The sequence below is a fragment of the Rhodoferax sp. LS1P39 genome (genome assembly GCF_056521425.1).
Genome location: NZ_JBWMAV010000020.1, coordinates 1 through 13,608, shown reverse-complemented (window position 1 = coordinate 13,608; position 13,608 = coordinate 1). Strand labels below are relative to the sequence as shown.

The 13,608-nt window shown below is 44.9% G+C and carries 11 protein-coding genes; 9 read left to right on the top strand and 2 right to left on the bottom strand.

The window, feature by feature from the left end; genetic code table 11:
- The first annotated feature begins 233 nt into the window (after positions 1 to 233).
- Positions 234 to 5,171, top strand: coding sequence for a hypothetical protein (locus AC097O_RS22600; protein ID WP_479595213.1), 4,938 nt, complete (start codon positions 234 to 236; stop codon positions 5,169 to 5,171).
- A gap of 79 nt (positions 5,172 to 5,250) precedes the next feature.
- Here AC097O_RS22600 and AC097O_RS22595 read toward each other — a convergent pair whose 3' ends face one another.
- Together AC097O_RS22595 and AC097O_RS22590 are read right to left on the bottom strand one after the other, a co-directional pair.
- Positions 5,251 to 5,727 (bottom strand): hypothetical protein, encoded by a 477-nt coding sequence (locus AC097O_RS22595; protein ID WP_479595212.1) that lies wholly within the window; start codon positions 5,725 to 5,727, stop codon positions 5,251 to 5,253.
- A 255-nt stretch (positions 5,728 to 5,982) separates the two neighbouring features.
- Positions 5,983 to 6,222, bottom strand: coding sequence for a helix-turn-helix domain-containing protein (locus AC097O_RS22590; protein ID WP_479595211.1), 240 nt, complete (start codon positions 6,220 to 6,222; stop codon positions 5,983 to 5,985).
- Between the two features lie 380 nt (positions 6,223 to 6,602).
- Here AC097O_RS22590 and AC097O_RS22585 point away from each other — a divergent pair, with 380 nt between their 5' ends.
- From AC097O_RS22585 to AC097O_RS22550, 8 genes are all read left to right on the top strand, one after another.
- A complete protein-coding gene (locus tag AC097O_RS22585) occupies positions 6,603 to 7,073 on the top strand; it encodes a TM2 domain-containing protein (RefSeq protein WP_479595210.1) in 471 nt (156 codons plus the stop codon).
- 81 nt (positions 7,074 to 7,154) lie between these two features.
- On the top strand, positions 7,155 to 7,568 hold the full coding sequence (locus AC097O_RS22580; RefSeq protein ID WP_479595209.1) for a hypothetical protein: 414 nt from the start codon (positions 7,155 to 7,157) through the stop codon (positions 7,566 to 7,568).
- Positions 7,569 to 7,590: 22 nt separating this feature from the next.
- Positions 7,591 to 8,064 (top strand): hypothetical protein, encoded by a 474-nt coding sequence (locus AC097O_RS22575; protein WP_479595208.1) that lies wholly within the window; start codon positions 7,591 to 7,593, stop codon positions 8,062 to 8,064.
- A 1,014-nt stretch (positions 8,065 to 9,078) separates the two neighbouring features.
- A complete protein-coding gene (locus AC097O_RS22570) occupies positions 9,079 to 9,489 on the top strand; it encodes a hypothetical protein (protein WP_479589289.1) in 411 nt (136 codons plus the stop codon).
- 191 nt (positions 9,490 to 9,680) lie between these two features.
- Positions 9,681 to 10,190, top strand: a complete 510-nt coding sequence (locus AC097O_RS22565; RefSeq protein ID WP_479595207.1) for a hypothetical protein — start codon at positions 9,681 to 9,683, stop codon at positions 10,188 to 10,190.
- 146 nt (positions 10,191 to 10,336) lie between these two features.
- On the top strand, positions 10,337 to 10,528 hold the full coding sequence (locus AC097O_RS22560) for a hypothetical protein (RefSeq protein ID WP_479595206.1): 192 nt from the start codon (positions 10,337 to 10,339) through the stop codon (positions 10,526 to 10,528).
- Between the two features lie 204 nt (positions 10,529 to 10,732).
- On the top strand, positions 10,733 to 11,149 hold the full coding sequence (locus tag AC097O_RS22555) for an antirestriction protein (RefSeq protein ID WP_479595205.1): 417 nt from the start codon (positions 10,733 to 10,735) through the stop codon (positions 11,147 to 11,149).
- Between the two features lie 604 nt (positions 11,150 to 11,753).
- Positions 11,754 to 13,505, top strand: coding sequence for a DNA primase family protein (locus AC097O_RS22550; protein ID WP_479595204.1), 1,752 nt, complete (start codon positions 11,754 to 11,756; stop codon positions 13,503 to 13,505).
- Positions 13,506 to 13,608: the final 103 nt, after the last annotated feature.

The window sequence follows — 13,608 nt, the reverse complement described above, 5'->3', positions numbered from 1 at the left end:
TTCGAAGCATCTTGTTGTTCATGCTGATTCTGAAAAATATCTAACACAAAAAGTTTAAAACAGGTTAAGTGGAAACGATAGGTTTACGGCTGATCAACTAAAAAACAACTATTCCAAGCGAGGCTGGAGACTGCCAATTTTTATCATAAATATGAAGCATGAATTCAAGAAAAACTTTACACAAAAAGTGAATAGCTGGTTAAATACCCATAGTTAAACGTAAGGAAATGTATATGTCGATAACAGTTGATGCTCAGGATGTTTTGGGCACAAAAGATTTTTGCAGGAATTTTCCCAAGCAGCCCAGCCCCCTGTTACCAAGAGAGAGTTTGTTTAATCATATACAAAATATATTTTCTAAGGCCTCCAATATTGCGTATTTAGAAGGCAACGCGCTTAGTGGAAAAAGTGAATTTCTTGCGAACTACATGAGAAGAAATTTGCTTACATCTTTGGGTGTATTTCTCTCTCCTGGTGATATATTTTTTTATTCTCCTGAGTATGTGAGACTGGCTCTGAGTGAGCAAATTTATTGGATAATAAATAAACAACCTGCAAAATTTGACTCGGTAGACCCCGAGACATTTACTAGATTACTGCATCAACTCCAAAGAAAAGCAAGAGCAAATCCTATTACATTTGTTTTGGATGGATTAAGCGATCCAAATACTGCAGAACATCGTTTACGCGATGAAATATTAAAACTATTTCCAATGAATCAAGGGGAGTTTAGGTTTTTAATTTCAGGGTCACCTGAATTGCTGCCATCATTAAATCTCGATAAATATAAATACAAAACAGTTCCTCTAATGGAGATTGGAGTTGAGGAAGCCACCGCTTACTTTTTAGATAATAAAAATATTACAGCAAAAGACGTAACTGATATACGGAAAATTTGCGGAGGTTCGATTGGTTTGATTTCAAAATTTAAAGGGTTAATCGAGTCTGGCGCATCAGTTGATGAGCTTCTTCAAAAGAAAGAAAATGCAGCAACTGATCTTATGGAATTCGAATGGAGTTTGATTCCAGCGGATGAAGTAACACATAATATTTTGGCATACATTGCATTTTCGAATAGACAGCTTTCCTTGTTGCAGTTAAGCGAGCTTGTTGAATTAAATTGTATTGAATTGCTGGATAAGGTGAAGAAATGTAGAGTGATTGAATTGGCAGTGGAAAGTCAATTAATATCGATTAGGTCGAATGATCAAAGGAGTTTTTTAAGGAAAAAACTATCGCATAAAGAATCATTAATACAAGAAGAATTTATTTCTCAGCTTTTGAAGGATCCTGATGGGCTTGATGCAGTTCGCTATCTTCCAGGGCAGTTAATGAGTGCAGGACATTTTGGCGATTTAATAAAGAGATTGGATAATGCTCATTTTTGCAAACTTTTAACTTCTCAAAAGTCATTGAGATTGTTAAAAGGCGATTCTGATTTGGGTCTTTCCGCCGCAAAGAAAAGTAACGATGAATCGGCACAAGCCAAATTTTCATTAAATGGTAGTGTTATTAGTGGACTAACATTTTCAGTTGGGACGAAAAATAGAATTGGTGCATTAATTAAGTTGGGGGAAGTTGAGCGTGCGATTGAACTTGCGTTCATCGCTCCTACGAATGAAGAGAAGCTTCAGTTGTTGGCTGCCACAGCAAAGTTTCTTTACGATGAAAAGCTTGCTATAAAAACAGAAATATCTAAAGAAGTTGGCTTACTTCTTCTGGAGATTGATGCAAAAGCGCTGGGACATCTCGCATTTGAAATTGCTTGCGATCTTTTGGTTGTGGATTTTGATACTGCAATTGATTTTTTCAATAGAGCCAATGTCGAACAAAAAGAGGTTTCACAAAAGAATAATTCACTTGACAATAAAATAAATAAATCGAGCTCTGAAGAGTCGCTTCCCGAGGAAAAATCTTTGGGAACAGTTGAGATGAAAATGTCGGAGCATTACCATCGGATGTTTATTGATGCTCTTGGCGGTATCGTTGATAGGCTTTCTGTCGATCAATTACTCGTTGGACTTGAGAAAACTAACGAATTGAGTAATAAACTGGTTGTATTAAAACAATGGATTTCAAGAAGAAGAAAAGATAAAAACTCATGGAAGGTTGCAGATAAGGCGCTTGATATTACATTGAAGGATCTAAGTCGTTCACCTCGGCTCGAAGATTTGCGTGCCATAGCTGTAGTTCTTCCCTATATTGAAGACGATGCCATATCCAAGACTTTAGTTGATAGGATTGAAGCACAGCTTGGTACGAAGCTGTTTCTGGGGACAAATGCGGAGTCTGTTCGTCTTCAAATGTTGTTGGAACGTGTTAAATATAAATACTTGAGGGATGAGACCGAGCTTTCATTATTAGAGTTGTTTATGAAGATCGAGGATGTCGTAGATCCAAGTGTTAGAGCGGCTTGTTTTTCTTGGATGCTTTACTCTTTACAACAGCTTCCAAATCCCAGTGAATTCGAGAAGAAAACTTCTTTGGTTAGTCAAACTACGGCAAGTCTGATGACCGCAATAGATTCCCTATTAATTTCATCGGCGGATCATTATCAGGCTGCAAAAAGCGCCATATATGCACTAGCAAGAGCAGATACGAAATTGGCTTTTAATTTAATTTCACGCTTCAACACTGAAGAGCGCCGCGATAGGGGTTACGTCACTTTTATTCGGGAAATTGTCACAAGCAAAATTTATGTAACTCAACCTGGAGTTCTCATTAAGGCAGTTAATTGCATAGAAGATGAAAAAACAAGAAGTATTGAAATAGTAAAATTAATGCATGCGATAGCAATTCATTGCGAAAGAAAAGAGGTAATTGATGTAAATTTAGGTGTTATTGGACTTTGGCGAAATATAAGAATAGCAAATGTAAAATTTCAAGCTATTGCAGCCGCATACAAAATATTTGCTATTTGTTATAGTAACAGAGATAAAGCTGAGGAGTTACTTCTAGAGATGAAGGGTATTTGGTCGTCCATCATGGTTGACTGGGTTAGAACTGATGTCGGATATTATTTTGTTGGCGACATCGCAAAAATAGATAAGCCGCTCGCCGTAATTTGGCTTGATCATATTTCTACAGAAGAGAAGAACAGAGTTTCAATGTCAAGAGATTTTACTCTTGTGTTGAATCAAATTTTAAATCTATTGGTTAGATGTTATGGGTCACTTGCTTCTGATGACCTTGATTTAAATGATGCTGATTTTTTAAGGGTTGCTAAATTAATTAATTCTGCTCCCGTTATTCAGGATCGAATGTCTTTGTGGTGCGATTTGGGTTTGAGGTTCTATTTTTTTGGAAAAAGAAGTATCAGCAAAAGAATATGTGAGACTTATGTATTGAAGTTTTTTGATGAATCTTTTGTTAATAATGAATACATTGAAGAGTCGTTGATTCTTGATGCTGCCCCATTGCTTTTTTTAACCCATAATGCATCGGCTATTTTGAGGATTGAAAAAATATCTCAGCAGTCGAGAAGGGATCGTGCGAAAGGTAATATATGCAAGGTTCTATTGCGGAAACAATCAGATTCTGATGCATATCAGACCCCAGATAACTGGGAGTATGACTTAACCAATGACGATGCCGCTACGATAGTTAGTATTTTGCAAACTATGACGATGGATTCGTTAATTTTCCATATAATTCGAGAAATGACCGCAAGTCTTGTCGCTAAACGAAATGTAAATTTAATAAGACGAAATCAAGTTGCTGATTTTCTTCTTTCATTGGAGAAAATCGTCGATAGGACTCTGCCCGATAGCAATAATATTAGGCATGATGGATTTAAGTTGGCTGCAATCGCGCATATACATAAGGCGCGTATGACACTTGGTTTGACTGTAACTAAAGAGCAGTGGGTCTTGCTATATGCTCAGGCGCGCAATATATCAAATATTTCTGATAGGGCGATCGTCACTACATTTGTTTCAGTCTGTGCACGTCCCAAAACAATAATTTTTTTCCCGACTTGGCTGTCTGATGTAAAGAATGACCTTGAAGAAATACCAACTGATGTTGATAAGGTTGAGCGATATCAGTGGGTCGCTGAACTAGTTGAATCAATGGATAAGACTTTGGCTTCGGCACTCGTTAAGGAGGCTTTGGTACTAACAAAGGCCATGCCTGATGAGGATGGCGCGTTTGAAAAGCAGAAGAAGCTATTAGATCTTGCCTTTAACATGGATCCAGATTTTGCTGAGAAATTAATTGAACAGGCCGATAAGGATGAGGCTCGTACCTTTAAAAAAGCTGAGCATTTGAAAAAAATAAATCTAAGAAAAATTCAAAAAGAAGCGGCAGAAAATCCAAAAGATATTTTGGATGCCTCAATCGATACTGACTCCCTAATTGATTTATGCGGAAGTAATCTCGCATCTTTAAATGGAGGGAGAATAATTCCGCGCCCAGTGGATGAGTTTCGGAATTTATTCGCGTATGCAGGATCAGTTCAAATTAATACTTCTTATCCGATTTGGAGTTGGATAATAGAGAATGCTGTAAGAAAAATTGGTCCGAATTCTAATGGGTTGAAATTAGTTTCCAATTTTCACCTTGGGGCATGTAACTCTGCTGAGCTCGTTTTAGCATTGGCTGGTGTGCAATCTTCAAAGATGTCCGAGTCTAGTTTTACCTCTGATGGCATCATAAAGCCGGGTGACAGAGATGCAGTGTTTAAATTTATAGGTGATTGGGCTTTCAAAAATGACGGGAAAGAAATTTTTATATCTGACCCATTTTTTGGACCTGAAGACTTAGATGTTGTACATAAGATTGCCGAAATGGCACCTAGTTCAACACTACGCATTCTTACAAGTCGCGATCACCTTCGAAAAGAGATACCTACAGGTTTACATGAAGCCGGTTTCAATACGGCATGGCGCGAACTATGCGATGTTTCGCCACCTGATACAGAAATCATCGTTATAGGAAAAGAGACAGATGGTCTTCATCCTGTCCATGATCGATGGATTGTCACGTTTGACAGTGGATTAAGATTAGGAACGTCAACTAATAGTATAGGCTGCGCGAGAATTTCTGAATTATCAACCTTGGACGAGTCTACATCTTTAGCACGGTTTAATATTATTTCTGATTTTGCAAATCGGCGGATTCGTTCGTGGGAAGGTGTTAAATTACAATTAAGTACATTTGAAATAAGTTGACATTGTTGGATTTAAAAAATATTAATATTCAATATCGGTCGATCTAAAAATCTTGCTTGGTCGATAGAATAGACGTTGCTTATCCTCCTTGGACTTGCATTGTCAGAGCAGAATCTGGTTCTGGTGGAAGTTGATCTTGATTTAATAAGTATTCAAAAACCTCTTCCCTGCTCCAGCCTGCATCAAATTGCGCATCGATATCGGAAAACTGATCGGGACTAATGAGCCTTAATTTATCCATTAAATCAGACGGCGGCATAGTGACATTGTCGTCAGGAGCATAGTCCTCATCCTCGTCGGACAACCGATCAAGGTAAGTACACAATGACTCAGTCGGAGGGTAGTTGGCTGTGGGCCTGGCCGCAGAGGCAATCCGCTTTGTAAACAGCCCCATAGCTTGAGCGTATGCAGAGGCCAAGGAGCTGAAATTTGTATCGTCGCCCAGACTATTTGATGACTGCTCGATCTTGATGACGAGGTTGAATGCCATGCGCATTTCCAGTCGATCTTCATCGTTGATCTGCTCCGCCAGAGATCGCGCCTTCACTGTGCTCATGCAAATCTCCTCGAAATTTGACTTGCAGTATTGCGCCTACGTACTCTTTCGTCTACTCGTAGATCATTGCAAAGTATGAGAGTTTGGGCGGGGCAAAGGATTTGCTCGCTGTTTCACTAGGCATCTGTTTAGCACCACATGCACGGTGGTTTCGGTGTTGGCAACGTGATGTGACGCTATTAGGTGGAAGAGCCCCCACCTTCCATCAATGAGCAGCGCGAGATAGAGGACATCGTTCCGCATTTGCCATCTACGTCAACAGGGCTGAGCGCCCATCGATTCTTCAACGCCCCTAACCAACTCTGCGCCGGACATGCCCAGCGCCAGCGCCACTCGAAGAATCACACCAAAGGAAGGTGACTTCTTCCCTCGCTCCAGCTGACTCACATACGAGGTGTGGATGTCAGCTCGATGGGCGAGCTCTTCCTGCGAGATCCCACAGGCAATGCGCAGTTTCTTAACCTGCTTGCCAAAGTGTTCTTCTGCTACGCCCATCCTTTGATGGTGCGCACTTCACTACTATAGTACCAGAGACTATAGTGTCAGTATGTCACCCCCAACGCCCCAAATTGTCAGTGGGTGCCTGCACCATCGGCAGGGCCGCACGCCTGACTTTCGGCACTTTTGGTTCAGGCTCGATGTCGCATAACAACTGACATAGCTTCAAATAATTATTTATATTGACGAGTAACGATTTTCCTGTCTATTTAAACAGGAGGCGTGAGGTCTCCTATATTTGTTGCCAATCTGAAATAGGTGGTGCAGTTTTCGTTACTTCTGGCTAAAATTATTTTTCAAGTGATTTTTTGAATATATTTCATCTTTTAATTTTTTCAATAGGAGTTGTGTAATGCAGAAATGAGGGAGTGTGAGGATTGAAGAATTTAAACAATAGGGAGAATATTTTGCGTGGTCAAATTTTGGATTATGTAGTTAGAACAAATTCTGGGGTCATATCCGCAGAAAACGGGGAGCGGTTCGAGTTTGTAGGAGCCGATTGGAATGGAAACAATGCCCCTATTCGTGGTGCTTGGGTCGACTTCAAGGCAAGCAATGAAAAGGCTATTGATATCTATGGTGCACTTGCTCAGGGGAAGACCAACGAAACAGGACCGAAGAAACCGGAAATTACGCTTTGGGCACTATTCCTAGGTGGCTTTGGTGCTCATAAGTTTTACCTGGGATCTTGGGGCTGGGGAATCGTCTATTTGGCTACCTGCTGGTGGTTGTTCATACCATTCCTAGTTGCAATGGTGGAGACCGTTCGCTACATCTTGATGACTGACGAGGAGTTTCGTATCAAGTTGGGGACCTATCAGAAGAGTCCGTTTGGCTTCTTTTGGTGAGTGCTTCTTGATCGATCTTTCGCTCTGGAGGTGCTTTAAAGAAATCCCAGGCAGAGTTAGCTATCTTTTAGAAGGGTGCCAATGAAGCTTGTTATTGCACTAGGAATAGGGTTTGGAGTCATCATTTTTATAGCACTCCTGCGGAGCCTTTTCTCGAAACGAAATGTTCCTGCAGTTGCAGTAGTAAAACTTGAAGAGCCAGGGGTTCCATGGTTTTCAATTGGAGTACTTCGACTATTAAGAATCCTAGTCGGCGTTCTTGCTATCTTGGTTGCGGTATTAACTCTGCGGTGGATGTTGTTCGGTTTTGCAGTGACCCTTGATACTGGTTCAAGTGGTAGTGGGTGGAAAATTGCTTTTTACTTCATCCTTAGGATGGTGCCATTGTTGACTGTATGCTGGATTGCCGGTGCACTAAGAGACAAGATAAATAGTATTTACCGAGATGGAGCTAGAACCCGTGAACTTTTGATTGCTACCCGTTGGCACTTTTAATGGAGTACTTAAATTGACAAGCATGAACCCTAAAGCAGCACTCTTGGAGTTGACGCTGTTGAATGCCGAAGTTGACGAAGAGAGCTTTGAGAACTTCTTCATCAAAGGAACCAAGATGGGGATACCTGCCGAGGTCTTAACCCGGCTAAATCAACTATGGGAGCAAGTGCAAGTCATCGGAGGGCACGCAATAGCGATCGGCAAAGTCATCGTCGAGCGCATATTTGCTTTCCTGTTGGCAAACCCGCGTATCGCTGTTGGGGCTGCAATTGGGTTGGCAGTGGGGTATCTGCTAACGGGTATCCCCTTTATTGGAGCCCTCCTGGCCCCTCTGGTCATGGTGCTTGGAATCGTTGGCTCTAGCTATGGTGCTGCAACTCAGAACGATGTGTCACCTTCCGCGCTGGCTGTTCTTACTGCCCTTGTAGAAAAATTCTTTGAACTGCTGAGGAGTGTCTTTGAGGGCGTTGCGCAGTATGTTGAGGCCGTCCAATGAAAGAGCATCAGGGGAAACACGATCATCGTGCTGACAGACCTGCAGATAGCACACCCGAAGATGCCGCTAAAGCTGACACCCTCAAGGCAATAGCAAGCCTGCAGGGCAAGGATAAGGTGGGACGAGCCGGTGAGCTACTGGGTATTGCTTCTGGTGCCGTCGCCGGTACCTCTCTTGCGGGTGCCGCCGCTGGGGCTGCAGGAGCCACCACACTGCTTGGTTCAGGAACTCTTGCCGGTGTCCTAGGCGGAGTCTTCGTGACGGCAACGCCTGTTGGTTGGGTCATTGGTGCTGCCGCAGCAGGTGCCGCCGCCGCTTACGGCATTTCCAGGTTGGTGAGGTCGGGGGCCACCCAAGACCATATCCGGGCTGGTCTGCGCAAGAGGTTGAAAGTGCTTGCAGGTGTCTCTGATTCCCCTGACCCGCTTCGTGGAGATTTGGAGGCAAGCGTTAACCATGCATTGATTGCAGGCAATTTGGATAGTACCCAAGCGGCTCGAATTCTGTCCTTGGTTGATAAGGGGAGGCTTCCAATAGACGTTGCCCTAGAAAGGGTCCAGGCACTTGGTCACGGCATTTGATCAATCTGTACTTTATTTAGAAAAACTATGCCGATACTTTCAAGTCCGCAGGTGAAAAATGGGCAAAAAAATTAGAGCGCCATTTTTGAGAATTATTGGGTTTTGGTAATTGTTATGTAGGACTAATTGATGCTTGATACTAAATATCCCTGATTACTACATGCCAATCAATATTCTCTATATCTTCGTTTTTAAGTTAAGTTAAGTTCATGAAAATGAGTGCTGGCTTTGTGCTTCCGTTCTGCCCTACCTAGGTTGCCCAGCGAACTGCTTTAGTGATTAGGCGATAGATAAATTTAAGAAAGGAATACAGACTGGTATTTGTAGAAAAGTTTCTCCCAAGCGCGCCCTCGGTTCACAGCCCTGGGCGTTTTTTCGTTTCTGAAAGGAGTATTTATGTTGATTACGAGAAACCTGATAGAGGAGGGCACTGATGCAAGTCATTCGTGACCCTGCGTTGACCGTGCAGATTCTGGATACGGAGATGGCTACCATCGCTGCCTGCAGATTTGCCATGTTGAGCGAAGACGAACCCTACGACCCGAATATCCACGGGTTCTTCGTCGTGTTGGAGGTTGGGGATAGTGTGGATGTGCTCGATGCACAACTGGGCTTCCCGGTCCTGGCTAACCGGTTCGATGGAGTGCGCTTCGGTGAACAAGGCTTTCGCCCAAGCTTTGAATGCATCGAGGAACACAAGGGGTGCTACGAAATGGTCTTTGTCCTCAGTGACGATGGCTATGGCGTGGAAGTGTTCATTCCCAAGGTCGGGGGCATTGATCCCGGTCTGCTAGCCATGTGCCGACAGTACGCGGTTCGTTCACCAGAGGTATCTATCCCATGAGACATGACACATCACCACCAACAGCCACCTTCGGGTGGTTTTTTTGTTTCTGGGCCTTGCATAGTGATCTGGCTTGCTGGATCCATCCCCCTGGGTGCTCCCGGCATGTATCAAAAACTGAGGAAAACCGCGTATCTGTAATGAAGGACATAGGCCTTCGAAACCACCATCAACCAACGGAGAAATGAAATATGAAATCGAAAACCACCACCGTAGCAGGATCCACCTCCACCAGAGTTCTCAAAATTGCCACCTGTCCCACGCTATCCGCTAAGTCCACTCTGACGTACCACGTCGGATACCGGGCCAACGCGGAGGTGTTGTTCAGGATTTATGGGAACAGCGGAGGCGGCTTTTATAGCAACGATTGGATTGCAGTCAGCGAGATAGAACGCACTCTGGGTAAGCAGACCCTGATCAGCAGCGTATCGATACAGCCTGTCTGCAAGGGCAAGTCGGCCAATACCGCTGGATTCGTGCTGGCGGCGCTGAAACAGGAAGGCTTGGTTGCCCGCTCAACGGAGAACCCGCGCCAATACATCCGCACCCCCTCTGAAGCCTTCATGGCCTCGGTCAAGGTGCTGGTGGAGTCGGGGGTAGATCTGGATCCAGAGCAGGCACCTGCCTCTAAAGCGCCACCTGTGAAGGTCGCGGTATCACCAGTCGTGAACACACCCAAAGAAGCCAAACCCACCGCCTAAATCTCCTGGGCGGGAGTGTCTTTCCCATGGTCACGCAATGCCATCGCTTCTAAGCCGTTGAAGCACATGGCGTTTTATTTTCTCGTACCGGTGGTTGGTGCAATGCCGACCAAAAACCGACCCATTCCCTCAAAAAAAGGATCTTGATGAAAACCATCGCCGCTATCACTGTCATTTTCTGCCTGACTGCCTGTGTTCCCTATGGAAGTCGCTGGATCGCCGCAGTGGTCATTGCAATCCTGTGTGCATTCTTCCCTGGGACCGTCCTGTTGGTGCTGTTCGCCATCATCGGCATCCGTGTGCTGTTGTACCTGCTTGAGAAGGAAATCAAGCGATGACATCGCAGACTTTCTCCATGAGCAGGGCGGTCGGACCATGGATGGCTAACGCGCCGCTCACCGTCATATTGCTATTTCTCTAGCCTTCCTCCTTCCCCTTTTTCTTGACCACTGAGATTGCTCAGTTCTGCCTTGTGCAGAGGCATTGCTACGTCTGGAATCAGGGGAATGGAGGGAGGCACCAATTCAACCAAGGAGTTTTTGATGACCGTTTCCTCTTTGATATCTCGTGAGCTTTTGACCGATTCACAGCGCGGCAAGTTCGTCGCTAGGCTATTCGGTGCACGCTTCATCTACCTAGAGTCCTTCACCTTCGACACCGCAGGGAGCTTGTCGGTGGACTATGACGGTGGCTACTGGCACTACTACACCTTGAGCAATGGTGCGTTCTATATGGCACCTGACCATGAGGGTGTCTTGCGGGTCAATTGTGACAACGGCTTCGAGGGCGATCTGTCTGCGGATGCCTTCGGAATCACCTGCTGCCTGTACGCCTATAGCTTGCTATCGGGTTCGCTGAACACGGAGTTCTCGGAGATGTGCACGGAACAATTCCATCTCTTGAGAGCCTACATGGCTGAGCATGCGGAGTTGGATGCGATTCTGGCCGCTGTCGATTGATGCGGTCAGTGTAGGCCGCACCCATGCTTCACCGAAAAGGAATTTTCTAGCGTTGGAAAGGGCGGTTCAGTGAAGTTTTTCTAGCGTGCGCGATTGGGGTACGTTGCCGGTTTTCAAGTGCAAAAACGTCATAAAAATATCTGAAATAGTTTGAGATTTTTGCTGGCGCTGGTTTAACATACGCCCCGCATCCGGATCACTGGTCTCCGATCAGTAAAGGTTGCAATCCTTGGCGCGGAGTCATTCGAGTCAGGCACGGAAATGTTGGCACTTGATGCCTTCGTTTCCTTTAAACCCATTGGGAATAGCGCGCTGGTGCAACGCCAGCTTGTTTGCCGATACATGAGATATCTCATACATCGGTGTTTCGTTCATGAACTTGCTTCATGAAGGTCCCTGAGAATTTTTCGTTATCGTTTTTGTTGTTCAACTGTTGCTTAGGAGGTTTTGCTATTCGTCAATATTTTTAGCTTCGATCAATTTTTTAGTTTCAGTTCCTAGGTCGTTTTTTGGACCAGGGCTGGTCAGTTCTGCACTGTCGTTTTGTCGTGCACTACTGGTCGGTACCTGTCAGTAATTTTTTATATTTAAGGTCTATCTCACTTTGTCTAACTTTTCCAATATCTCCGACGTGACCGCTTCGGTCGCTCCTTTGTCCCCACCAACAACTTTGACGGTCGCTGTTTGCAACGACGTGGTTGGCAATGATCTGGACACCGTGCTAACTATCGCGAATCCGAGCAATGCCCTTGGTCAGGTACTTTTGGTAGGCTCTGAGCATTCCAGCCAATCTGAGCTTGGACCTATTGTTGGGGATCATCAGTCCACACCATATCTAAAGGAGGTCTCTGCTACTGGTGATTCGAAATCCCAACGGACGGAGCAAGCTCAACGTGTCGTCATGGGTGCTATCCAGCTTGCGAAGGGTAGTGGTGATACCGGAATGCTCTTTGCCGATGATGTGCTCTCGGCATTTTCTCGTTTGAAGAGGTTTGACCAAGCCAACTTTCAGCGCGCTAAGTCAGAGATCAAGAAGCTAAAGTTCGGTGTTAGCTGGACCGATCTAGAAAGAGCAATTCGCGTACTTCCTAATACTGAGTTGGAGGTCAAACCGACTCATAACTGCTATGCCAGGGACATCCATCGGCACTTGACAGTTGATGTTCACGTTCCGATTCGCCACGAGGGGGAACTCTATTCGGTGGATGCTCCCAGTTCACTATGGGTCCCGTATGCGCACACTAAGCTAGTGCAGTTGGTTACGGAATTGCACGACGGAAAAGATCTGTGTAAAAAAGGGGGCGATTACAACAGTATTGCCAGCCTCGTCGTCTCTGTAGCTGCTGATTCCAACTTTGGGAGTGCGCCCATCGGCTTGGCTTGCGGAGATGAATTTTTTCAGGCGAACGGCGACACTTTCAGCAAGATGCCTTTGACGCCCGCGCACAAACAACGTTTCCGGGTTAGCTTCACACCCCGGAAGATGGACATGCCGCGCTTCAAACAGTTTTTGCGGGAGACTTTTTCTTCAAACGATACAGAAGAGGAAGTGCAACAGTTAGCACTAATGCAAGAGATTGCAGGAGCGGTCATGTTTGGTCTGACGGCAAGTCAGCAAAAAGCCGTTCTTTTCCATGACCCATTTGGTCGTTCAGGGAAGGGAACGATGGGGACGATACTGGAGCAGTTGGTCCCGGAAACGTATCGGGAATCCATTGATCCATTCCGTTGGGATGAAGAGTACTACTTGGCTAAGTTGGCCGGAGTTCGCCTAAACATGGTGGGTGAGCTTTCAATGGGGCGGACTATTCCTGCTGCTGTGTTTAAGCGCGTAACAGGGTTAGATTCGCTTACGGGGCGTGCAATAGCGAAGATGCCGTTCACGTTTAAAAATGAAGCGACACACATCTTCATGTCCAACCACATGATCACTACCAATGACCATACTGCGGCATTTTATGAGCGCTGGATTGTTGTCGTGTTCCCTAATAGCCGCGTGAAGCTGGGGCTTGGTATGGATCCGAATCTTGCCAAGCGTATCTTGGAAAATGAACTTCCAGGTATTGCCCAGTGGGCATTGGAGGGTGCTGAGCGTCTGCTGAAGAACGGAAAATTTTCCTATTCGAAGGCTCACGACCACTATATGCAAAAGTGGCGTATGAGTGCCAATCCAGTCGAAGAATTCATCCATGAAGTCTGCGATTTGGTTCCACAAGATCAGTTCCTTCGCCGTGCTGCTCTTCGTGACGCTTACGAAGCTTGGCGCATCGTGAATCATCGGAAGGCCTATTCGCCCAGAGAGTTTAAGGAAATGGTTGAGCACAACATTCCTTTGGGTATCACTGTGCTGGTCTAATTCCCCCGGACACCTCGATAGGTGGAATCCACCTGGACGAGAAATATGACCAAGAAGCAAAGACGAACATTCAACGCGGAGTTCAAGCTGCAAGTCGTGCAGA

Coding starts and splice junctions, on each gene's coding strand:
- AC097O_RS22590 (WP_479595211.1), bottom strand. CDS start 6,222: ATGGGCGTAGCAGAAGAACACTTTGGCAAGCAGGTTAAGAAACTGCGC.
- AC097O_RS22600 (WP_479595213.1), top strand. CDS start 234: ATGTCGATAACAGTTGATGCTCAGGATGTTTTGGGCACAAAAGATTTT.
- AC097O_RS22565 (WP_479595207.1), top strand. CDS start 9,681: ATGAAATCGAAAACCACCACCGTAGCAGGATCCACCTCCACCAGAGTT.
- AC097O_RS22580 (WP_479595209.1), top strand. CDS start 7,155: ATGAAGCTTGTTATTGCACTAGGAATAGGGTTTGGAGTCATCATTTTT.
- AC097O_RS22570 (WP_479589289.1), top strand. CDS start 9,079: ATGCAAGTCATTCGTGACCCTGCGTTGACCGTGCAGATTCTGGATACG.
- AC097O_RS22575 (WP_479595208.1), top strand. CDS start 7,591: ATGAACCCTAAAGCAGCACTCTTGGAGTTGACGCTGTTGAATGCCGAA.
- AC097O_RS22595 (WP_479595212.1), bottom strand. CDS start 5,727: ATGAGCACAGTGAAGGCGCGATCTCTGGCGGAGCAGATCAACGATGAA.
- AC097O_RS22560 (WP_479595206.1), top strand. CDS start 10,337: ATGAAAACCATCGCCGCTATCACTGTCATTTTCTGCCTGACTGCCTGT.
- AC097O_RS22555 (WP_479595205.1), top strand. CDS start 10,733: ATGACCGTTTCCTCTTTGATATCTCGTGAGCTTTTGACCGATTCACAG.